This is a genomic window from Microbulbifer sp. ABM4_008 (assembly GCF_056311705.1).
Map to the genome: position 1 here is coordinate 1,667,446 of NZ_CM149970.1, position 21,199 is coordinate 1,688,644.

Here is a 21,199-nt window from a genome sequence, read left to right on the forward strand (position 1 = left end):
GAATTCTAAATATAAGTTTCCTGGAAAGGGCAATTAATCAATGGCGATAGATATAAATAGAACGTCTACGATTACCTGTCCAAAGTGTGGTCACAAACACACAGAAATTATGGCAGTAGATGCTTGCCAGTGGTTTTATGAATGTAATAAATGTGGTGAGCTACTAAGCCCTAAGAAGGGTGATTGCTGTGTATTTTGCTCTTATGGAACGGTTCCATGCCCGCCAGTTCAACAGGGTGGGAAGTCTTGTTGTTCTTCCTAGAGTCCATTAGTAAAAGCCCAAAAAAACCAATGAACTGGAAACCCTTGACTTTCTCTGTGTCAGAACTGTATAAAAACCCCATGCTGGGATAAATATGCAGATTCCTAGCGAAACGCCCTAAAGCCTGCTCAATGCGGGCTTTTTTGTGCCAGATTGTCAGAATGGCGCATAAATTTTCATAACTGTATATGTATACAGCTGTATATATTGACAGTATTTGTGCCCGAGAGTAGTATGTTCATAGCTGCTTTGGTTTTCATGCAGCGACCATCCTTTCTTAAGCCGGCCCCCAAGCCGGTTTTTTTATGCCTGAAATTTGAGACTCCTATGTTCCAAAACGACTACTTCACAGAGTCGGAGTTGGCCTGTCGTTGTTGTGGCAAAAATCATTTCAAAGATGGAACGCTAAAGCGCCTGATTAGAGTTAGAGAGCGCTTCGGCAAGCCAATGATTATTAACTCTGGCTATCGCTGTCCAGCACATAACGCTCGGTTAAATGCCACCATGACCCACGCCACCGGGCAAGCTGTTGATGTTCAAGTGGCACTAGGCCGAGCCTATCGGTTAATCCAAATCGCTCAAGAGGAAGGGTTTACCGGTATAGGAGTTAAGCAAAAGGGCGCTATCGGTAAGCGATTCCTCCACCTGGATGACCTTGAAGCAATACCTGGCGAACTAACCCGGCCCACTGTTTGGAGCTACTAATGATTTCAGCCATATCAAATCTACTCGGCAAGGTCATAGACAAAGCATTCCCAGATAAGACAGAAGCCAACCGCTTAAAAGCTCAGGTTGATTCTCAGCTGATTTCAATGGACCTGGAAGAGCTAAAAGCGGCAACCCAGGTAATCACGGCAGAAGCCTCGGGGGAGTCATGGCTACAGAGAAATTGGCGGCCAGTAACAATGCTTACATTTGTCGGGCTGATTGTTGCCCATTGGTTAGGCTGGACAGCCGAAAACCTAAGCGAGGAGCAAACCCTGGCCTTGCTGGAGATAGTAAAAATCGGCCTCGGTGGTTATGTCGTGGGGCGAAGCGCTGAGAAAGCAATGAAGGCTTGGAAGCAATCATGACCCTACACGATGCAATGCGGGAAATACCCGATAAGGCCAGTTATATGACCGCTGTAGGTGCGGGCACTTTTGCCGGTTGGCTCGCTGATAATTGGCTCGGCCTTATAGGCGTGGTAATTGCCGCATCAGGACTGGTGGTGAATTGGTATTACTCACACCAGCGGCACAAGTTGATGACAGAACAACACAAAGGAAGTCAAAACAGTGAGAAGTAGAAAGTCGCCAAAGGAAACTGAAAAGCAAAGCTTCCTCAAAACTCTCTTCAAGGGTAAGCCGGACCCATTTAAACCGGGAACTCTAGTCAACATAGAGGCCCAGCGTCTCAGGGTGATAGCTTCAGATAAGGATACTGTCACATTCAACGTGAACGGCGTTCCGACTGTATGGCAACGTCAGTGGCTAAACGATTATGACGATGGCCACATAAGCATCTTGGACAAGTAATCATGGCAGCACCTGAAGGCAACCAGTTTTGGAAGGCGCGAGCCAAGCATGGCCGTGACAAGCTGTTCGCCAGCTCAGAAGCATTGTGGGAAGCCTGCTGTGAATACTTTGAGTGGGTGGAAGATAACCCTCTCTGGGAAGACAAGATTGTCAGCTCCAATGGTGAGGCTATCAGTAGACCCATGTTTAAGATGCGAGCCATGACTGTCGAAGGGCTTTGTCTGTTCTTGGGTATCACCAGGAGGTGCTGGCAGCGCTGGAGAGAAGGTGCTAACGAAGATTTTGTTCGCATCGTAGAGAGAGCAGATAGCGTGATAAGAGAGCAGAAGTTCTCAGGTGCTGCTGCAGGTTTGCTGAACTCAAATATCATCGCTCGTGACCTGGGATTGAAGGACGCCAACACTCACGAAGTATCAGGCCCCAGCGGTGGCCCCATAGAGCACTCCATGACTCTGGCTGAAGCCAACAATCTCCTCAAAGAAGCCGGCATTGACCCTGACACCATATGAACAAGCTGCAATTAGCGGCAGCAATCAGACTGGTAAGACAAGAGCGCGAATTCCTCCAGACGGTACCGCCCAGGCTTCGGGAAATATTCACCACTGACAAGCGGACAATCGTTTTAGTTGGTGGCCGAGGCTCAGCAAAGTCGTTTACTGCCGCAAAGTTAATAGCCAAACGAGTTGCACAAGGACAGCGCTGGCTGTGTGCCCGCGAGTTCCAGAACAGTATCGACGACTCCGTTCATGCGTTGATGAAGGCGCAAGTCGATGAGCTGGATTTACCGGGACTCAGGTACGACGCAACCCGAGTATATGGCCCTGACGCTGGTGGTGCTTTCTATCGTGGTTTGGCTCGCAACCTGGAGAGCCTTAAGTCAACTTTCAATCTGAATGGTGTATGGGTAGAAGAGGCCCGCACCATGTCTCAGGCAAGTATCGACATACTCGGTCCAACGGTGAGGGAAGAGGGCTCACAGCTGCTGTTTACCCTCAACAGGGGCAGTAGTAATGACCCATTCAGCAAGCACTACCTGGCGCCCTACGAGAAGCACTTAGCTAGGGATAAGCGCTATGAAGATGATGACATTCTCATCATTGATATTAACTACGACGATAACCCCTTTTTCCCCAATGTGTTGGAGAAGGACAGACTCAGAGACAAGGAGAAGCTGCCCCGAGCCAAGTACGAACATATTTGGCTGGGTGCTTACGAAGACTCAGTGGAAAACGCAATTATTGAGCCGGACTGGTTTGATGCCTGTGTCGATGCTCACAAGAAGCTTGGCTTTGGACCTGTGGGCCAGGAGCGGATTGCATACGACCCAGCTGACTCAGGTGATGCTAAAGCAGTGGCCTATATGCATGGCTCCATTCTGCTTGATGCGCAGAACACTGAAGCCGGTGACCTGGATAGCGCAACCGATTGGGCGCTGAGCTTTACCAATGACCACAAGCCTGACGCATTCCTCTGGGATGTGGTTGGTGTTGGTGCTGGTCTTAAGAAGCAGGTCACCGAAGCGCTGGAAGGTAAGAAGATAGAGATTGAAGGCTTCAATGGTGCTGCCACACCGGTAGACCCGGATTCTATCTACAAGCCAGAAGACGGCGAAATCAAAGAGCCCAAAACCAACAGGGAAACATTCGCCAATCGTCGCGCTCAGTTTTATTGGATGCTGCGAGACAGGATGTTTAAAACCTTCCTGGCAGTTGAGAAGGGTAAGTACATCAACCCTGATGAGCTGATAAGCATTAATTCAGAAATCAAAGAGCTTGCACAGCTTCGCTCTGAGGTTTGCCGCTTGCCGCGCAAGTATGTGGCCGGGGGCAAAATCCAGCTGTACAGCAAGCAAGAAATGAAATCCAAATTCCAAATCGATTCACCCAATATGGCCGACGCGCTAATGATGTGCATGGCTGAGGTGACCGTCGATGATGATGACTTCGACTATTCCCGCTCCAACCCTGGAATCCGTTACTGATGGCAAAGACTAAAGGCGAAATTCTGAAGCTGGCTGAGCAGTGTATTCAGCTATCAGAGGGTGATGACGATTCCACCAACTCCGATGACCGTGCCCAGGCCTACAAGTATTACTACGGTGAACCCTTCGGCAATGAGCGTGAGGGGCGCTCTGACTATGTAAGCCGTGATGTATTCGATGCAGTGGAGGATGCCAAAGAGATTTTATTGGAAGTGTTCGGCTCCAACCGGGAGACCGTGAAATTCACCCCGCAAGACCAGAATGATGTGCTGCAGGCAAAGCTGCGCACCAGTTACTGCAACCGGGTATTTAATAAAAACAATTCTGGGTATTCCATCCTGCACGACTCTATCCAGGATGCGCTATTAGCCAAGAACTGCACCGCCAAGGTCTACTGGAATGAAGAGACCGAATATAAAACCGAGCAGGTGCAGGACATCACAGTTGAAGTTTACGAGCAGCTTGAAAGTTCTGAGGTTGATATTGTCGAGGCTGTGCAGGATGAAGCCAGCGGCCTGATTGATGCAGAGCTTAGGGTACCCGTTGATGCCTCCAGGGTTGCCATTGAAATCATTGCGCCTGAGCGTGTAGTTCGAGACCCGAACGCCACCGAGCCAAGCAAGGCCCGTTTCTGGGGCGAGAAGAGCGAGGTTACCCGTTCCGAGTTGATTGAGATGGGCTTTAAGCCTGAGCTGGTTGATGGCCTAACTGCTGACGGTGATTCCCGGGATGAAATGGAAGAGCAGGCCCGGGAGGGCGTGACGACTGGCGATGACTTGCTTGGTGAACCCTCGCAAGAAACCCTGGAGCTTTACGAGCTGTTTATCTGGTGGGACGACGAGGGCGATGGTGTTGCCCAGTTGCACCAAGTCTTTAAGGTTGGCAATACTATTCTTGAGACTGAAGAGGTGCAGCGTATGCCTTACTTCAGCTGGGCAGCGCTTCGGGTAGCTCATCGATATGATGGCCTATCTACCTTCGATATTGTCGGCGATATCCAAAAGCTCAAGTCGATAATCAAGCGGCAGATAGTAGACAACCTGCTGATTTCCAATAATCAGTCTCGCATTGCCAGAAAAGGAGCGTTTGTTAATCCGGCAGACTGGATTGAGAACCCAGTTGGTGCGACTCACTGGGTTAAGGCTGAGAAAGGTGAGCCGATTTCCAACTTTGTGATGGATACTCCGGCACCACAATTAACACCGCTGACTATGCCCGCCCTGGAGATGCTCAACCAGGACAAAGAGCACCGGGCCGGTGTGTCTCGTTTAACCTCTGGGCTCAATCAGGACGTTATCAGCAATCAGAATGCTGACGACATGATTAACCGCATGACTAGCGCAGCAATGCGGCGAATGATGGGCATGGCCAGACGGTATGCCGAGCTCTTCTTGATTCCAATATTCCAAGAGATTTACACCTTGGCTCTCGAGCACGACCAGGAGGGATTGCTGGCTGAGGTCGATGGCGAGTGGCAGCAGCTCAACCCACAGGAAATGGGTGAGGGCGTTGATATGGAGGTGACCACAGCCCTGACCCCAGATGATGCCGAGATGAGAGCGCGCACACTGATGGTGCTGCATAACTCGCTGACTCAGGGCGCACAGATGGACCCTTCATTACAGGCTATTTATTCACCGCAAAACAAATACTCTGTGCTGCGCGAGATATTCAAACTGTCTGGCCAGCCTTCGCCGGAATTCCTGACGGATCCAAACAGCACACCGGCACAGCTACAGAAGCAGTTGATGCAGACCCAGCAGCAGCTGCAACAGATGACCATGCAAAACCAGCAGCTCCAAGCGGTATTGCAGCAGTTCAATCAGCAGGAGCTTGGTATCAAAGCCCAGGATGCAGAGACAAGGCAAGTAAAAGCCTTGGGTGACCTGGACCTCAAGCGCCAGAAGCAAATGACAGACGCCTCCCTTGGTGACCGCAAGCAATCCTTGGCTGAAGACGCTGAAGCCCATGACCAAACTATCGACGAGCTGGAACTCGCCCTTGAGCGCCGGCAGGACCGCAACGTAAGCATTTAATCCCATGAAAAAACTACTCAAGCGGGTTGCCAATACCTGCCTGTCAGCCCGTGCGCGTTCGGTACATGCCAAACAACTCTGGGATGACCCTGCATTTAAACAGGCGGTTAAGGATGCAATCGCAGATATTCAGGGCGAATGGCTCCACTGTGAAAACCCACAGCAGCGAGAAGAGTTGCACCGCCAATCCCGCGCACTGCATCGCGTCACCGAAAAATTAAACAGCTACTACCAACCAACAGAGGAATAACCGGCTATGTCGGACTCCGATAATTCTGCAATTGACGAAGCAATTTCCGGTGTATTAGGTGAGATGGAGGACTCGCAAGAGCAACCAGAAACCGAAACCGAAAACCCGGAAGTAACCGAAACTGACCTCGACACTGAAACCGAAGAGGAGGCTGAGGCGGAGGACTCCGAAGAGGAGCAACCAGAAACCGAAGAGGAATCGGAGGAAGACGGCGAGGAGGACACCGAAGAAGCGGAATCTACTGAAGAGCCTGCTTTTGATGTAGACGGTGAGAAAGTGTCGCTGACCCAGGTGAAGGCCTGGCGCGATGCTGAGAAGAACTTTCAGGCTGGTTACACCAAGAAATACCAGAAGTTGGCGGACACCCAAAAGCAAGCTGACCAGAAGTATCAGCAGCTTGACCAGGGTTTGCAGTTCCTCGAAAACCAGCTGAAAGGTCCACTGGCACAGTTCGACGGCGTTAACTGGCAAGAGCTACAAGCCAATGACCCGGCGAAGTATCAGCAGCTGCACGGGCAATACAAAGTTGCCCTGCAGGGATTCCAGCAGGTTGAGGAAGCCCGCAAGAAACTGAAGGGACAGGCCGAGGAGCAGCGCAAGGCAGACCACCAGCGAAAGGCCAAGGAGGCAGTTGAAACCCTGCAGGAGATGCACTCTGACTGGAGCAATGAGCTGTACCACTCGGTGCTGAAGTATGCAGTCGAGAAGGGTGTGCCCCAGGATGAAATTGCAAATGAAACCCGCCCTTGGGTGATTTCCGCATTACTCAATCAGATGCGGGCTGAGAAGGCCCAAGTCAAACCCAAACCTAAACCCCAAACAGTAAAGCGCACGATTAAGCAGAAGGCGGCAGGCAAGCCCCGTACAGTTGCACAGAAGCGCGGGGACGCAATAAAGCGGGACCGCACACTTGCTGCAAAAGGTGACCGTGCCGCTCAAAACCGCCTTACAGCTCACACTGTAAATAGTGAAATCGACCGTCTTTTAGGAAACTAGCAATGACTACCACGTACGACTCAGTAGGTGCCGCTGAAGATGTAAAAGATGCAATCTTCGAAACCAAATTGATTGACCAGCCGATGCTGAACGTGATCAAAAACGGGAAGGCAACAGGCAAACTGCACGAATGGCAAAAGCGGGATGCCACGGCGCCAAGTGAAAATGCACGGCCTGAAGGGGCTGATATCGGCACGTTCGGCTACACACCGACAGCGATGATGGACAATCGTTGTCAGTTGATGGACAAGCCGTTCAAAATATCCGACACACTCGAAGAGATCAAAAGTCACGGTCGGTCGAGTGAGCTAAAGGACCAATCCACCGTAAAACTCCGCGAACTCAAGAATGACATTGAGTACGCCTTTAATGGTGCTGGCAAGCAAACTCGACAGACTGGTGATGGTAACAACGTGCCGGACAAGATGGATTGCGCTCAAGTGCAGATTCATAGCGATTGCCGGGTGGACCACGGTGCCGCGTTTACAGCGTCGAATGGTGAAGCTTCAATCAAGGCTGGCCAGCTAGCGACCTATAACAATGGTGGCAATGTTGAAACGCTTCTGATTAACCCTATTCACGCTGACCCCATTGCAGGATTTGCACAGCAGTCAGGGCGAAACCGTGAGGTGGAAGAGAAAAGACTGGTTGATTGTATCGATATCATTGATACGCCTCATGGTTCAGTGTCGGTGGTTAAAGGTCGGTACATGGACACTTCCACAATACTCGGTCTTGATTCAGAGTTCTGGTCTGCGGACACCCTGCAGAAAACTAAGCTGGTGCCACTAGCATTAACCGGCCACAACCAGAAAATGATGTGGAAAGCAGAGCTGACACTGGCTTGTCTCAACGATAAAACCAGCTTTGTGATTGAGAATATCACCACCTCTTAAGGTTTAACTCTCTCCAACTAAGGGCGCCTCCGGGCGCCTTTTTTATTGCTCAATTTTTATGGCTAGAACACACGAAAGTTTCGCGATTGAAGACGGCACCATCTATCAGGTCCGTAAAGATAATGAGCAGGCCTTCTTTGCTCAGCAAGACCATCGCCGGCATCAAATAGAAGCGGGTGCAGTGAAAGAAGATTACCGCCGTCTTCGCTTTAGTATTCCGGCAACTATTCAGCTTGAAATCATCAAGAAGTACGGGAAGGAAATGGACCCGATTCGATACGGGAAAATGTCACCGGCTGAAAAGCGCAAATTCGACCAGATAATTCACTCCGAGTTTCCCCGCTGCATTATGGGGCGCTCACAGAAATTCTTTGAGGGAATCTGATGGCAATCACCAATTATGGCGAATTAAAAGCCGCAATTGCTCGATGGCTGGAGCGTGAAGACCTGGACGAATCAATCCCTGATTTCATTGGGCTGGCTGAACTGCGAATCCTTCGCGAATTACGCGGACCAACTGTTAGCGCTGAGGTAAATGGCGCGGTTGGTTTTACGCGCAATCAGGACTTTTCGGGCCAGCTTTCCATTAATACAGATACGAACCCGGTTCTAACTTCCGCGCCTGACCTATATCTATTCGGCGCTCTTGTAGAGGCTGAATCATTCCTGATGAATGACAGCCGTGTCCCGCTTTGGGAATCCAAATTTCAAGACCAGCTGCACCGGCTCAACCTTGTATGCGAGGAAGAAGAGCTTGCTGGTTCAGGCTCCATTGTGCAGAGCGCCTATTAACGGTCATTCGAGTATCAAACCATGCCAATTGAAGATGCAAATTTTATTTCTGAGCTGGATAACAATAATCCAGCCCATGGTGACCCGGCAGGGTGGGGTGATGACCATCTTCGGATGCTAAAGAAGGCGCTGAAGAACAGCTTTCCAAATATCTCTAGCCAGGTCGAGCTAAGCCAGGATGAAATCAACAGGTTGCCTCAGAGTATTTTGGATGCGGTAAGCGCTACCGTTAATTTTATGCTGCCGCATACTGAGCAGAAATATTCTATTAAGCCTTGGTCCACAGTCCTGGCGCCTGTTCCTGATGGGTGGCAATTGATGGACGGAACAAACGGCATACCCGATTTGCGCGGGCTGTTTGTTGTGGGCGCTGGGGGTGACTACGCCGTTGGAAATACCAGCAATATAAAAGAAAAGACCACAAAGGAAGCCGGAAAGCATAGCCATGACGGCGAAACTGAAGGGCACGCGCTAGAAGATGACGAAATGCCCGAGCACAACCACGGGGGCGGCTCTTTCTGGTCAACCACTAAGGATGAAGGCTCTTCAATTGGGCCAGATTACGACCCCTCTGATAAGGATGGTGTTTCTGGAACGATTGAATCTGAAGGTGGTGGGAAAGAGCACGCCCACGGAATTAAAGAAGATGGGGAACACGCCCATACCGTTGACGTAACGCCTCCTTATTACGCCCTGGCCTGGATTATAAAAACCTCTGAAATTACCAGCGAAAATATTGATGACCTGCTTTCCAGCCTAAGCGGGGGTGATGATACATAATGCCTTTCTATCCCATACGCAAATTGGGCGAGCGCGGCATTAATGCCGACCAGCCCGCCTATGAACTGGCAATCAATGAATTTAGTTTTGGGCGCAATGTTCGCTTTGCCAACGGCGCAGCCCAAACTATGCCAACGCCGATTTCCCTGGAAGGTCTAGCTGAAGCTCCAGTATGGGGAGAGGGCTGGATTGCTGACGGTATCCCTCAGTTGGCCTATGCCTCAGCAAGCAAGCTGTACCGCCGTGAGAATGAGGCATTCGTAGAGCGCACAGGCACTGCTTACTCATCCGGATACAACAGTGATGACTGGCACAGTGAGGTCTGGGGAGAGTCTGCGATATTCAATAACGGCACCGATATTCCGCAAATCATTGAGCCGATTGATACTGAATTTAAAGACCTGCCGAACTGGCCAAGTAATCTGCGGGCAAAATGCTTACGGATTTACAAAGGTTTTATGATTGCACTTGGTGTAACTGAGGATGGTGTGAGCTATCCCAATACAGTGCGCTGGAGTGATGAAGCCGAACCTGGGACAGTGCCGGAGACCTGGGACGTTGCTGACACTTCAAATTTGGCGGGTGCAAACCCCATTGACGCGGGCGCAAGCGAGCTTGTTGACTGCCTGCCGATGGGCTCGGCCAATATTGTTTATAGCCATGACGCCACCTACTTGATGCAGCATGTTGGTGGCCAGTTTATTTTTTCATTCGAAACACTTTTCGATCAGGGCATTCTTTGCCGAAACTCGGTAGCCGCCTTTGACCGCAGTCACTTCGTGGTTGGCTCCACAGAAATTTTTGTCCATGACGGCCTAACGCCTCGGCCAATAGCTCACCGCCGTGTAAATAAAATGTTTTACGGTGAGCTGGCACAGCGGGATAAAGTGCGCTGCATTGCGAATCACAAAACCAAAGAAGTGTGGGTCTATTACTCCACCAACCCGACCGGCTCAGCAAACCGTGCTTTGGTTTATAACTGGCTTGATAACACCTTCACTTTTGTCGACCTACCAAATGTTGCCTGCGCGGTATTCGCACCAAAGCAGGGGAAGATAATTACCTGGGATGAGCTGGCGGGGCTGAGCTGGAAAGAATTGGCTCAGAGCTGGGGCGATATGTCAGAAACGACATATTACCCGGTTATGTACTACTTCTCTGACGGCCAGCTGATGGAAGCCGACTATCTCGCCACCGCTAACAGTACTGAAGCAGTTTATCTTGAGCGCACTGGAATTGACCTCGACCAATTTATTAAAGCCCCCTCCAAGCGCTGGAAGCTGATTCGCCAAATAGTCCCGCAAATAGAGGGCTCTGGCCAGGTGCGAATAACTATCGGCGGTTCTGATACTCCGATGGGTGCAGTACGTTGGAGACAGCCGCGCACCTTTGATATTGCAACAGGGCTAAAAGTGGATTGCCGGGTGAAGGCTCGCTATCTCGCTATTCGCATCGAATCTATTGATGATGGGTTTTGGCGACTAACAGGGTGGGATTTGGATTTGCTGCAGGTGGATGGACGATGAGCTATAGAATTGGTCCAGGAATCCCGCGCACTCTGACAGAGCTTTGGCAGTTTGTCCGCCGCGAATTTATGTCTATCGAGCGGCTTTATACTCGCGTTGAAAAAACAGCTGACGATGCAGGAAGTACTGCCGCCAGTGCGCAAGAAGGTGCGGATACAGCGCTACAAGACCTGGATGATATTTCCTCAGATGGCGTGCTGCATGCAAGTGAGAAGCTGTCCCTAGTTCGCGAGTACAGCCAGCTAATTAGTGACCAGACTGAGCTGGATGTACTGGCAAGCAACTTTGGGACCGCTCTTGATACTGAACGAGCTGCATTTACTAATGCTTTGGCCGCATTAACTAGTTATTTGCAGGGGCTAATTCCAGCTTGGGATGACCTCTCTGAAAAAACCTCAATTAGTCGTACTATTTTTGATGCTAATTGGGACTATGCCCACGATATGAAAACCGCGCTATTGAGCGCAGTGGTTGAAGCCACTCGAGAACAGGCCTTTTATGCTACCCGCAATGTTGTTGGCTACAATGAGACCACGGGACAGTTCACCGATGACGGCATACTGATTGGTTCAATGCAAAGTGTTCGCCGGGCACAGCTACGCGCGCAGCAAGCCTCTGCATCCGTATTTATTGAGGCATTTGTTGACTCCACGGCAAAGGAAGACTGGCCGATTATTGGGGGCAACAGTGGCGATAATATCTACTATGTGAAAACTGAAGATTCCGGGGCGCGTGCTGGTGGTAACGTTTTGCGTATTGGTGGCGATGGGACGGGGACTCTAGCTTCCAATGGCGAGGCATTTATTGAGTATATTGAGCGCTTCCCCTTTGACCCGGATAAGCTCTATCGCCTTCGGGCTCGCGCTACTGTTTTCAATGAAGGAGATACAGATAGAAGCCTATTTATAGGCGTTGCTGGTTTTCGCGCTGATGGTGCTCGCTGTAATCGCAATGGGGATGATTCTGTCGGAGCGCAGCACTATATCGCCTGCGCAGGCGTCCAGGCAGCTGGCGAGGGGTGGGAAGAGTACACGGGCTATTTTAAAGGTAATGCCAGTGATACTGCAGAAGTTGAAACTTCTTTGGGACATAACTCAATTGCCCAACCTGCTCAGCTGCACGCGGATGTGCGCTACTTTTCCCCGACTGCTGTGGTCAATTACAGCGATAAAGTTGGGCGTACTCAATTTGACTATATCCGTATCGATGAAGTTGAGCCGACCGGAAATGGCCTTTATCTAAAGATCAATAGCGGAACAAACTTGGGGGATAATGAAACCCCTGGTGAAGCCATGCTTTGCGGGTTTGATGCGAATGGAAACCCTCACGCAGGCTTGCCCGGTTGGTTTCAATGGAATGGGCAGATGCTGGTTGTGCCCAGGATTCACCTAAACCCTGGGTATGCAGGTCTGCTTTACATTGTTGTACGGGCGAGCACCGGCTATTGGAGCAGCAGCTATAGCGCTATGTGTGTCAGTATTGAGCGCGGCGAGTATCAATATCATTATTACGACAGCGGTTCCAAGCACGTTAGTTTTACTCCTACCGATGATTATTTGGTCATCGGAGAGTTGCACCTTAGTGATTCTGAAAATATTGAGAGCGGTGGGATTTACCAAAATCCGCGACCGCTAATTGGCTTTGCTCAATACATGAGCGGGCTAAATGAGTCCGGGCAGATTGCGGACCAGCGCAGCTTGCAGCAGAATATAGGCAGCGTGGCTAGCTTGCCAACTAGCAGTGCAGTACTGTCTGCAGCGGATGACGGTTCGACTGCAAAAATTTCAATCTCTTCCCACTCTGTTCAGTACGCAGGTTTCACGGTTGCTTATAACAGCGGCTTTATTACCGGATTGAGTTTTTCTACTACCTATTACGTTTATGTAGATGACCCGGACTATGCCGGTGGTGGTGTTACTTACTATGCAACTACGCAGATTTGGAAATTAGCTGCCGGCATTGGACGGCGTGCAGTGGGGACCATTCGAACCCCAGCGAATGGTGGAGGCTCCACAACTCCAACTGACCCGTATTGCGTTGCAGAGGGCTCCTGGCTGAGAGACGGATTATTGGCAGATAACTGCAAGGTTGGAGACCTGATTGACTGTTGGGATGTTAGTGACAGAGATTCCCATTTGGCACCTATCAGGGCGGTTGAACCTCAAAAGACTGTGCCGTGTGTGTTGCTCACGATGACGAGCGGGGCTCAGGTTATTTGCAGCAGGGAAACCCCAGTTACAGATAAATCCGGTCAGGTTTATTTGGCTCAGGATTGTGTTGATGTTGAGCTTGGAGTCCTGCATGAAGACGAGCCGCTCACCTGGGAAACCGTTGAGCGTGTTGAATCTGCTGGACTGCGGACTGTCTACAAAATTTCCGTTGGCAATATCAGCTATGCCGCAGGTGTTGACCCTCAGCACCGAGTAATTACCCACAACGCAATATATAAACCTTAGGAGGCAACTGTGCCCAGTTTTTCTCCCTTAAACAGTGTTCCAGATTTAGAGTCCTGGCAGTTCGCCTACAGTATCGATGATGGTCACAGTGCGGGCACTATCGTTCGCGCTACAGTTACCCAAGCTACTGAGTCCGCTTCTGCTGATGCCCAGGCTGCCGCCGTATTGAAGTGCACCATCGCTGTAATTGATGCTCAAAACAATGTGCAGCTTGATGGTGCTGGTGATGAAATGTCTAGTGTGTATGTAACAACGAAAACACTACAGACTGATTCAGGTCAGGCTGTGAATGTGGCAGACCATGCAGCTGATTTAGTAGCGAGCTGTATTGTTGAGGTGGCGAATCGTTTAGCGGTGCATAGCTCAATAGCGGCAATGGCTATTCCTAGCGCGTGAATACGATTGTGATGGGAGAGGACTGCCCACTAAAGGACTTATTAAGCTTCAAAAACCTCGAGTCGCAACACGAGGTTTCTGTAAATCTGGATTTAGTGGCCGCTAACTAGCCCTGTCCAGGTTCCGGTCTGGCTCCTCCTGACCCATTCTCGATGTTTGGGCCAGCTTTAATGTCAGTTCCTACATTCATGTTGTAATTCCTATTTACCTATAAACTAAAGAGCGCACAAAACGATTGGAGCGGAATTTATGGAAACTTGAAGTTTTCATGTGGCCTCTACCTAATAATTTTCGCGCCACTTGAAAAATACCCAAAATCAAATTGTGGAACAATAGTTATTTGGATTTATAAATCAGTATTTATCGTGTGTTTGTACCAGTTAGATTGTTTCGATGACTCTGCATGCAATCGGAAGTCGTTATAGACCATGCAGTCAGTGATATAGTTGAAGTTGCGAATCGCCTAGCTGTGCATAGTTCTATTGCGGCTATGGCGATCCCTAGCGGGTGATACATAAATGGTGTCATGCCTCTTGAAGCTTACTCTTCGGTGTGTCTGTATTTGGAAGAGAGAGATCTGGCAAGTCAACTGAGTTTGCAAGGCATCTAACACTTGATACGCATAACTCTCTTGAGGAGTTCAAATCCTTCTCAGTGGCAGAATCTCTTAGCTTCTTCAAAAGCTGAGTTAATAGTTTCAATGTTTGCTTGTTGTAGTACATGAAAGCTTGCTGCATAAGAGCGTCAAGTTCATGTTTTATTAATATCGCATCTTTAATGTTTTCACTCCTATGAATTCTAAATAAGAGGGTGGTTGTTTTTTCAAAGGCGTCGAGTCGTCTATCTACTGTAGCAATCTTTAATGCGCTATGGTTTCTCGACTGCTCAATTAGAAGATTGTTTTGGTTTTTTATATCTTCAAGCTCTTTCGAGTGCTCTTTTTTGACCCTTTCTAGCTCGCTCGAAAACTTGAGAGATATTTCACCTTGCGCTGTTTGGATTTTTTCCAAGTCCTCGATAATCGCTTGATTCTTACCCTTTTGAGTGAAGTAAGGAATAACAAGCCCAGCAATAGCTATAGAAAAGAAAAATATATTCAGCCCATCAATGGTTTCTGGAAGTACGATTTGCATGGATATTCCTTGTCCGTGTCGGTTCCTAGTTGAGTTTATCTGAGGTTTAAGTTTGGCTGTATAACTTTCAATGGATTTAATAGATATGAGATACGGATACAACCCCTACATGCCCGACTGGGAAACCCTGTACAACCCGACACCCTCTTTAACTCAACAACCCCAAACCACACAACAATCCAGCATTAACCCAATGCAGGCTATGAGCTGGTACAACAAATTTGCAGGCGGCGGCGCATCTGGTGCAGGCAGTACGGCAGGCGGTACCGCAAGCACTGGCGCCGGTAGTGGTGCAGCAGGAGGCTCCAGTTGGATTGCATCAGCCGGCCCCTGGGCGGCCCTGGCCGCAATCATTGCAATCAATGAGCACGAAGCTCGGGATGGTGGCTATCGCGATGAAGATGACAAGGGCTACGCCCTGGACCTACTCGGCGGCAAGGTGTTCGAGCAGGATGCCACCTACCGCTGGAAAGACGACCTCAACGATACCTTGCCGGGCTCTGGCAGCATGGTTGAATCAATGGCAAACCTTGGCTCTCTGGATTTCTCCAACGCTGGTAAAGCGTTTGAAGATGGATTGAAGGAAGACCCACTAATCAAAGGCATTCTCAGCCTCTTCTAACAGGTGAAACATGGGATTTTTAGACAGTCTTATGGGTGGCGGTGGCGAGTCCAAAAGCCAGAGTTATCTGGATGAGGACCAGAAAGGCTACCTCAATGATATTTGGGGGCAAGGGCAGCAACTCTACAACTCTGGCCAATCTCCAGTCGCAGACCTCACACCACAAATGCAGCAGTACATTCAGGCTGCAATGGGGTTTGGTGATACGGCCAATGGTTATGCTAACCAAGTGACAAGTGCGTCTAATGGCTTCGGCAATACTGCAGACACAATGCAGAATTACCTGAATCAGGTGATGGGTAGCGGCGGATATCAGGCACCAATGCAAAACGGTGTAGATATGAACACCGTAAACTCACTGATTGATAACGACCTGATTAATTCGCAAATCACAGCCAGCACTCGTGATATTTACCGCGACCTCAATGAAAACCAGTTGCCGGGCATAGCCTCAGGCGCTGTCTCTACAGGCAATACAGGCTCAACTCGCCGAGGGGTTGCCGAAGGTATCGCTATGCGCGGAGCAGATGATAGGGCCTCAGATGTGGCCGCAGGTATTCGCTCCAATGCCTATAACCAGGCCGTGGGGGTTGCAGCGAATCAAGCCAGTGCAAATCAAAATGCCCAGATGAACACCAACAATCTCAACGCCAATATGGCGACGAGCAATTTCGGTACAGCGGGCAATCTCTTCAATACCGGATTTGGCAACGCCTACAACATGGGTATGGGCGGCGTAAGCATGATGGGGCAGGGTGGCAACGCCATGCAGAACTACATGCAGCAAGTAGCCATGGCGCCCTGGCAAAAACTGCAGTTGTACCAGGGCTCCATTGGTTCACCAATTGTGCTTAATCAGTCCACTCAGGCAGGCGGTAGTCAAGGAGCCGGGGGCATCCTTAGTGGTATCGGCGGAATCATGCAGGGCATGGGATAAGGCCCACAACTGAAAATCAACAGGATAGATAAATGCCAGTACTAAGCATGGGTGAGCCTATCGGAGTGCTCGACCAAAATTTTCTTGAACCACAACAATCTCCCTCCTTCGATTCCTCAGACCCTTTCGCTCGCAGCATAGACCGATACGAACAGCAGCTAATTGACAATCAAAGTGAAGTTGAAAGGCTGAAAGGTAATAAGTGGGCCCGCATTGGACGGATGCTGACAGCTGCAGGTGTAGGCCTAAACGGTGGCGACCCCTCACAAGCTTATCAGGGCTACAACAGTCAATTAGCAGCACTGCAAAACAATAGTGCCAAGCTCAATTCTGGGATTGATGAAATAAATCTTAAGCGAGCAATGATAGAGCAGAAAGGAATGGCTACTCCTGAGACTGTTGGCTCTCCTTTGGCGCTCGCTAATGGTAACTATGGGATTGCGGTTAAGAACCCTGACGGCTCGACTGAAGTACGTGACTTGGGTGTTCGATTTGATCCCAAAGTACATAAGATCGGTGACCAGCTTTTGACAACCACTGGCGGCAACACTCCAGTAGAGCTCTTATCGGATGAGCAGCTTCAGAAGATTTATGACCAGCGCATAAAGAACAAGAAAGGCGAGCTTGATTTAAAGGCTAATTCTGAGGCCGAAAAAACTGCAGCGCTTAACGCCAAAACTTACAAGGCGTATCAAGCAGGTATGAAAGGTCTAACTAAAGGAATGGCGGGGACCACTACTAACCCGATTACAGGCTCATTACCCGCGTTGACCTCAGCGGCGCAGACGGCTGATGGTGCAGTCTCAGCAATGGCTCCAATTCTTAAATCTCTTTTCCGTGAAGCTGGTGAAGGTGTTTTTACAGATAAAGACCAAGAATTACTGATAAACATGATTCCGACCCGAAAAGACCATCCCGAAGCGCGAAAAGCAAAGCTTGAAATGGTAGACCAGATTGTTCGCGCAAAACTTGGAATCGGTTTTGATGAGGCTCGGCCTAGCAGTGGAGATGAGCCAACAGGAAATACAAATATTGATTCCCTTGGTCCTCCATCAGGCCTCCCCCAAAAGGGAGAGGTAGTAGACGGCTATGAATTCCTTGGCGGTAACCCAAACGACCCTAACAACTGGAGGCAGAAATAATGACAAAGCCTTGGGAGAGAAATTGGGAATCCGCTTCAGAAAATCCGAGGCCTTGGGAGCGTCAATGGGCAAAGGAAGAGACCGAGAGTAGTGCTGAAAGCTCATCTATGCCTCTAGTAGCCTCTGTTCCACTGGAGTTCATGAGTGCGGTGAACCGTGGTGCAACTGAACTTGTAGATTTTGTTGCTGGTGCAGTACCGAATGCGGTGGCATATGCGGCTGGTTCTGATTGGAGAATGCCTCGTTTAACAGATGCTTTAGAAGAGGGAACTGAAGGCAATTTCATGGAGGACGGGCTAGGCAAAAATGTAGTCCGCCAAACAGGGGAAGTAATCCCTGCTGCTGCAAGTGCCGGGGGTATGTTAAGGCAAGCCGCTGCAAGGCTGCCGCAATTCGGAGCTTCTTCTGAGTCAGCGGTTGCCGGAGCTATCCGCGAAGTAGGTAAGACTTCGGCCTCAGCTGATATTGGTCTTGGCGCCGCGTCAGGTGCTGGCTCTGAGTTTGGTGGAGAAGCTGGTGAATATGTTGGCGGCGAGACTGGGCGTCAAGTGGGCGAGATGGTAGGGGCTTTAGCGCTACCCGTAGGGGCTGCAGCTGTAACCTCAAATATGAAGCGCAAGCCAATGGCTATCTCCCAAGGCGTTCTCGCTGATGAGAAAGGGGTTACCAGGGAGGGGGCGCGACTTGTGGCGCGTGGCGAGGTTCAGCCTACGCAGTTAAAAGGTGCTCTCGATACAGTCGAGCAGCGTGTGCGCAACAGGACATTCGAAGAGGTAGGAGTAAAACCAACAAAGGCCCAGCTCACGCGTAATGCTGATGATTTCCGCGAGCAGCAAGAGTTGGGTAAGCACTCTGGCGCTATCCGTGGAGCTCTGGAAGAGCAGGACTCTATTTTAACTCAACGCGTAGATGAGTTGGCTGGCCGGACTGGTGGGGCCAGCCGAGAGGCGCATGAAACGGGTTATGCGATTGAGGACGCGATCACACGTAGAGCATTACATGATGATGCCCTCGCGTCGAAGCTGTATCAGCAGGCTAGTGAGATTGCTGGTGGCCAGCCGAAAGTGCTGCTCAAGCGTTTCAATAGCTTGTTGGAAGATAGTATGACCTCGGACGATGCTGCTAATGGTGTGCTGAAGGCGATCAGAGGCAGGCTACAGCGTAAGGGGTTGCTGCTCAGCCAGTCCCCATCAGCGGTTAACTCGGCAGGCATGGTAGAGAAACATGCACGCCTCACGCCAAGGCAAGTGGAGCGGGATGTCCGGCAACTTATCAATGAATATTGGGATTCCACTAGCGGCATTGGGCGCCGCATATTGACACAACTCAAGGACGCGGTTGACGAGGATGTTTTTGCATCTGCCGGTGACGATTTCTACAAAGAAGCTCGCGCGGCTTTCGAGCAGTCCCGGAAATCGCTGGAGGCAGTTAAAAAGCATAAGTTCTGGAAGAACGACAAGTCCGTTGTAAAGCAAATACTGGAGGGAGGGGTTGCGCCAGAGGACATTTTCAATCGATTGGTGGTAGGCAAGGGCGGCAAAGTTGATGACCTGAAGCTCTTAAAGGGCTATTTGAATAGCGGCAGTGGTGAGGCTGGCAAGGCTGCTTGGAATGACCTTCGGGCTCAAACTTTGGTACACCTAAAAGATAGGGCAACAAAATCGCTTGCTACAAATCAGCAGGGCGAGCGGACTTTCAATGGGGCGGAATTCCGAAGAGCAATTGAGGGCATTGGCAGACCCAAGCTTAAGCAAATTTTATCTAATGAGGAATTTGAAGCCCTTGAGAGTATTGCCAAAGTTGGTGAGTTGCGTATTCCTGTTCCTGGAACAGCTCTAGGCGATGGGCCGACAGGTGTGGCAGTTAATTCTCTAAAAGAAAGCCTGGGCGTATTTGAGCGGGCAACTCTGAAATTACTGGAGCTAGGGTACAAAGGGCGGCGCGCCAAGGGAGTTTTAGATGCCGAGATTATAGACATACCAGTAACCCCCGTAAGGGAAGAGGGCAAATCACTCGCACCTTTGGTTGGGGCCCTGGATGTCGTTAACCAGTAATGGCTATGAGAAGTGCCAATCTTTCACAAAGGGAGCTATAAAAATAACAGCTAACCCGAATGTAAAGACAATTTCTTCGATTAACTGTTTTGTTTCTTTATTCATTCCTAAACCATATCCCAGATAGCAAATACAAAAAGTGTCTGGCAGTGGGCATTAAGGAGAAGCGTGCCATAAGGTAAAACCCCCAATTGGAATGAGGGTGCCAGCTACTTGGGGCGCGTGAGTCAGCCCCAAGTGGTACTGTTTGCATGGTTAACTATCAGTAACTCCCGGATGGCTTTAGCTCTTTAGGGCGACTAGTTATAATTTGTACCTCGGGCTCCTTACTGCTAACCGGTTTGATATTGGAGGCTAGCATTTTAATTGCTGCAGACCTTATATAATCGAGCTTTCCTTGACGTTTAAACTCACCTTTTTCAGGTGCTAATATCTTCCGCATTTGCACTGCCCTCCCTGCTTGTACTGATGTCCTGAAATCGATATTTTCTCATTGAGTGTAGATAAAGCTCTAATTCGACGCGGTCAGCGATGTCATCCAATACATTTTCGCAGGCCTTAAAATCTTCATTACTATCTGCTGGACATATATTTTGACCATAAACTGCAATAGAGAAAATGTAAACATAATTACAGTTGTTTACAGTTATTCTAACTGGCTTGCAATAAATTGATCCCTGTTTGGCATCTCTAGATCGTTTAGAGTGCTCAAACATATTCTCTTTGATACCCTTTCTAATATCTGGAATCAATAGGCTATCACCAGATTGAAAGCAGGTGGCGGCTGTAGAGTTTCCGTTCATGATGTCCCGAGCTCTTGCGTATTTTCTTTGTGTTTCACATCGCAACTCATACCACCACTTATCTTCCCTTGGATTGCCTTGGATGATTGTTATTGCAATATTTTTGGCGTCTAATCCAAAAGCTTCGACTAAAAATCTTTTTGTTTCAGCCAGTACATACTCTAATTGCTCCTTTGGGTGTGTGATTGCTTTGAAGGTATCACCGGTTGGTTTTAGGTGCTTTGCCTTGTCGAAAAATCTACGTTTTTTCTTATTTACCAGGCTCTTGAATAGCATTATTAGAGCCTTGGTTATCTCGTTTTTTTGTTTGCTTACCTTGCTGTGCAAAAGCTCAGAAATCGTTTTAAATATTATCACTAGGGATGTGATAAAGAGGAGGGTCAGAAAAGCTGACTGATGAAATTCTATGTTGTTCTTGATTAATGCAAAGTCATCCCCCCAAATATCAAGGGTTAGATAATACATAGTGGTAAAGGCAGGTATACAAATGCTTAATGCGGGGTGATTTAAGAATCGTGTAAAAAAATTATCCCCAAATGCAAGAAAAATTAATTTCTTCAAAACCATTCCTTGGCTTATTCAATTTTCTTTTGATATTTAACTAGTGGTCCACGGGGATT

23 protein-coding genes are annotated in these 21,199 nt (G+C 49.3%); 21 read left to right on the forward strand and 2 right to left on the reverse strand.

The window, feature by feature from the left end; all coding sequences use genetic code 11:
- Window positions 1-40 precede the first annotated feature (40 nt).
- From ACYX4J_RS07245 to ACYX4J_RS07325, 17 genes are all read left to right on the forward strand, one after another.
- Window positions 41-262 carry a GDCCVxC domain-containing (seleno)protein gene (locus ACYX4J_RS07245; RefSeq protein WP_476178204.1) on the forward strand — a complete coding sequence of 74 codons (222 nt, stop codon included), beginning with the start codon at window positions 41-43 and terminating at the stop codon, window positions 260-262.
- 327 nt (window positions 263-589) lie between these two features.
- The gene (locus ACYX4J_RS07250; protein ID WP_476178205.1) at window positions 590-967 is read left to right on the forward strand and encodes a D-Ala-D-Ala carboxypeptidase family metallohydrolase; all 378 of its coding nucleotides are present in this window, start codon (window positions 590-592) and stop codon (window positions 965-967) included.
- The gene (locus ACYX4J_RS07255) at window positions 967-1,335 is read left to right on the forward strand and encodes a 3TM-type holin (protein WP_476178206.1); all 369 of its coding nucleotides are present in this window, start codon (window positions 967-969) and stop codon (window positions 1,333-1,335) included. Before ACYX4J_RS07250 ends, ACYX4J_RS07255 begins: the two co-directional genes overlap by 1 nt.
- Window positions 1,332-1,550: a phage holin family protein gene (locus ACYX4J_RS07260; RefSeq protein ID WP_476178207.1), complete on the forward strand. Its 219-nt coding sequence runs from the start codon at window positions 1,332-1,334 to the stop codon at window positions 1,548-1,550. Before ACYX4J_RS07255 ends, ACYX4J_RS07260 begins: the two co-directional genes overlap by 4 nt.
- A complete protein-coding gene (locus ACYX4J_RS07265; RefSeq protein ID WP_476178208.1) occupies window positions 1,540-1,779 on the forward strand; it encodes a hypothetical protein in 240 nt (79 codons plus the stop codon). Before ACYX4J_RS07260 ends, ACYX4J_RS07265 begins: the two co-directional genes overlap by 11 nt.
- Before the next feature lie 2 nt (window positions 1,780-1,781).
- The gene (locus ACYX4J_RS07270) at window positions 1,782-2,288 is read left to right on the forward strand and encodes a DNA-packaging protein (protein ID WP_476178209.1); all 507 of its coding nucleotides are present in this window, start codon (window positions 1,782-1,784) and stop codon (window positions 2,286-2,288) included.
- Window positions 2,285-3,760 carry a phage terminase large subunit gene (locus tag ACYX4J_RS07275; protein ID WP_476178210.1) on the forward strand — a complete coding sequence of 492 codons (1,476 nt, stop codon included), beginning with the start codon at window positions 2,285-2,287 and terminating at the stop codon, window positions 3,758-3,760. Before ACYX4J_RS07270 ends, ACYX4J_RS07275 begins: the two co-directional genes overlap by 4 nt.
- The gene (locus tag ACYX4J_RS07280; protein WP_476178211.1) at window positions 3,760-5,796 is read left to right on the forward strand and encodes a portal protein; all 2,037 of its coding nucleotides are present in this window, start codon (window positions 3,760-3,762) and stop codon (window positions 5,794-5,796) included. The genes ACYX4J_RS07275 and ACYX4J_RS07280 overlap by 1 nt, the downstream gene beginning before the upstream one ends.
- A gap of 4 nt (window positions 5,797-5,800) precedes the next feature.
- Window positions 5,801-6,046 (forward strand): hypothetical protein, encoded by a 246-nt coding sequence (locus ACYX4J_RS07285; RefSeq protein ID WP_476178212.1) that lies wholly within the window; start codon window positions 5,801-5,803, stop codon window positions 6,044-6,046.
- A 6-nt stretch (window positions 6,047-6,052) separates the two neighbouring features.
- Window positions 6,053-7,042: a hypothetical protein gene (locus ACYX4J_RS07290; RefSeq protein WP_476178213.1), complete on the forward strand. Its 990-nt coding sequence runs from the start codon at window positions 6,053-6,055 to the stop codon at window positions 7,040-7,042.
- 2 nt (window positions 7,043-7,044) lie between these two features.
- Window positions 7,045-7,938, forward strand: coding sequence for an SU10 major capsid protein (locus ACYX4J_RS07295; RefSeq protein WP_476178214.1), 894 nt, complete (start codon window positions 7,045-7,047; stop codon window positions 7,936-7,938).
- Window positions 7,939-7,996: 58 nt separating this feature from the next.
- Window positions 7,997-8,323: a hypothetical protein gene (locus tag ACYX4J_RS07300; protein WP_476178215.1), complete on the forward strand. Its 327-nt coding sequence runs from the start codon at window positions 7,997-7,999 to the stop codon at window positions 8,321-8,323.
- The gene (locus ACYX4J_RS07305) at window positions 8,323-8,730 is read left to right on the forward strand and encodes a phage adaptor protein (protein ID WP_476178216.1); all 408 of its coding nucleotides are present in this window, start codon (window positions 8,323-8,325) and stop codon (window positions 8,728-8,730) included. The genes ACYX4J_RS07300 and ACYX4J_RS07305 overlap by 1 nt, the downstream gene beginning before the upstream one ends.
- Before the next feature lie 21 nt (window positions 8,731-8,751).
- Window positions 8,752-9,510: a hypothetical protein gene (locus tag ACYX4J_RS07310; protein ID WP_476178217.1), complete on the forward strand. Its 759-nt coding sequence runs from the start codon at window positions 8,752-8,754 to the stop codon at window positions 9,508-9,510.
- Window positions 9,510-11,036 (forward strand): hypothetical protein, encoded by a 1,527-nt coding sequence (locus ACYX4J_RS07315; RefSeq protein WP_476178218.1) that lies wholly within the window; start codon window positions 9,510-9,512, stop codon window positions 11,034-11,036. Before ACYX4J_RS07310 ends, ACYX4J_RS07315 begins: the two co-directional genes overlap by 1 nt.
- The gene (locus tag ACYX4J_RS07320) at window positions 11,033-13,492 is read left to right on the forward strand and encodes a hypothetical protein (RefSeq protein WP_476178219.1); all 2,460 of its coding nucleotides are present in this window, start codon (window positions 11,033-11,035) and stop codon (window positions 13,490-13,492) included. Before ACYX4J_RS07315 ends, ACYX4J_RS07320 begins: the two co-directional genes overlap by 4 nt.
- 9 nt (window positions 13,493-13,501) lie before the next feature.
- Window positions 13,502-13,888: a hypothetical protein gene (locus ACYX4J_RS07325; RefSeq protein WP_476178220.1), complete on the forward strand. Its 387-nt coding sequence runs from the start codon at window positions 13,502-13,504 to the stop codon at window positions 13,886-13,888.
- 524 nt (window positions 13,889-14,412) lie between these two features.
- Here ACYX4J_RS07325 and ACYX4J_RS07330 read toward each other — a convergent pair.
- On the reverse strand, window positions 14,413-15,021 hold the full coding sequence (locus tag ACYX4J_RS07330) for a hypothetical protein (protein WP_476178221.1): 609 nt from the start codon (window positions 15,019-15,021) through the stop codon (window positions 14,413-14,415).
- An 85-nt stretch (window positions 15,022-15,106) separates the two neighbouring features.
- On the opposite strand from ACYX4J_RS07330, the gene ACYX4J_RS07335 reads away from it, so the two are divergent.
- From ACYX4J_RS07335 to ACYX4J_RS07350, 4 genes are all read left to right on the forward strand, one after another.
- Window positions 15,107-15,643: a hypothetical protein gene (locus tag ACYX4J_RS07335; RefSeq protein WP_476178222.1), complete on the forward strand. Its 537-nt coding sequence runs from the start codon at window positions 15,107-15,109 to the stop codon at window positions 15,641-15,643.
- Window positions 15,644-15,653: 10 nt separating this feature from the next.
- Window positions 15,654-16,580: a hypothetical protein gene (locus tag ACYX4J_RS07340; RefSeq protein ID WP_476178223.1), complete on the forward strand. Its 927-nt coding sequence runs from the start codon at window positions 15,654-15,656 to the stop codon at window positions 16,578-16,580.
- A gap of 65 nt (window positions 16,581-16,645) precedes the next feature.
- The gene (locus tag ACYX4J_RS07345; RefSeq protein ID WP_476178224.1) at window positions 16,646-17,722 is read left to right on the forward strand and encodes a hypothetical protein; all 1,077 of its coding nucleotides are present in this window, start codon (window positions 16,646-16,648) and stop codon (window positions 17,720-17,722) included.
- Window positions 17,722-19,776: a hypothetical protein gene (locus ACYX4J_RS07350; protein ID WP_476178225.1), complete on the forward strand. Its 2,055-nt coding sequence runs from the start codon at window positions 17,722-17,724 to the stop codon at window positions 19,774-19,776. The genes ACYX4J_RS07345 and ACYX4J_RS07350 overlap by 1 nt, the downstream gene beginning before the upstream one ends.
- A gap of 419 nt (window positions 19,777-20,195) precedes the next feature.
- Here ACYX4J_RS07350 and ACYX4J_RS07355 read toward each other — a convergent pair whose 3' ends face one another.
- Window positions 20,196-21,140 (reverse strand): hypothetical protein, encoded by a 945-nt coding sequence (locus tag ACYX4J_RS07355; protein WP_476178226.1) that lies wholly within the window; start codon window positions 21,138-21,140, stop codon window positions 20,196-20,198.
- Window positions 21,141-21,199 lie beyond the last annotated feature (59 nt).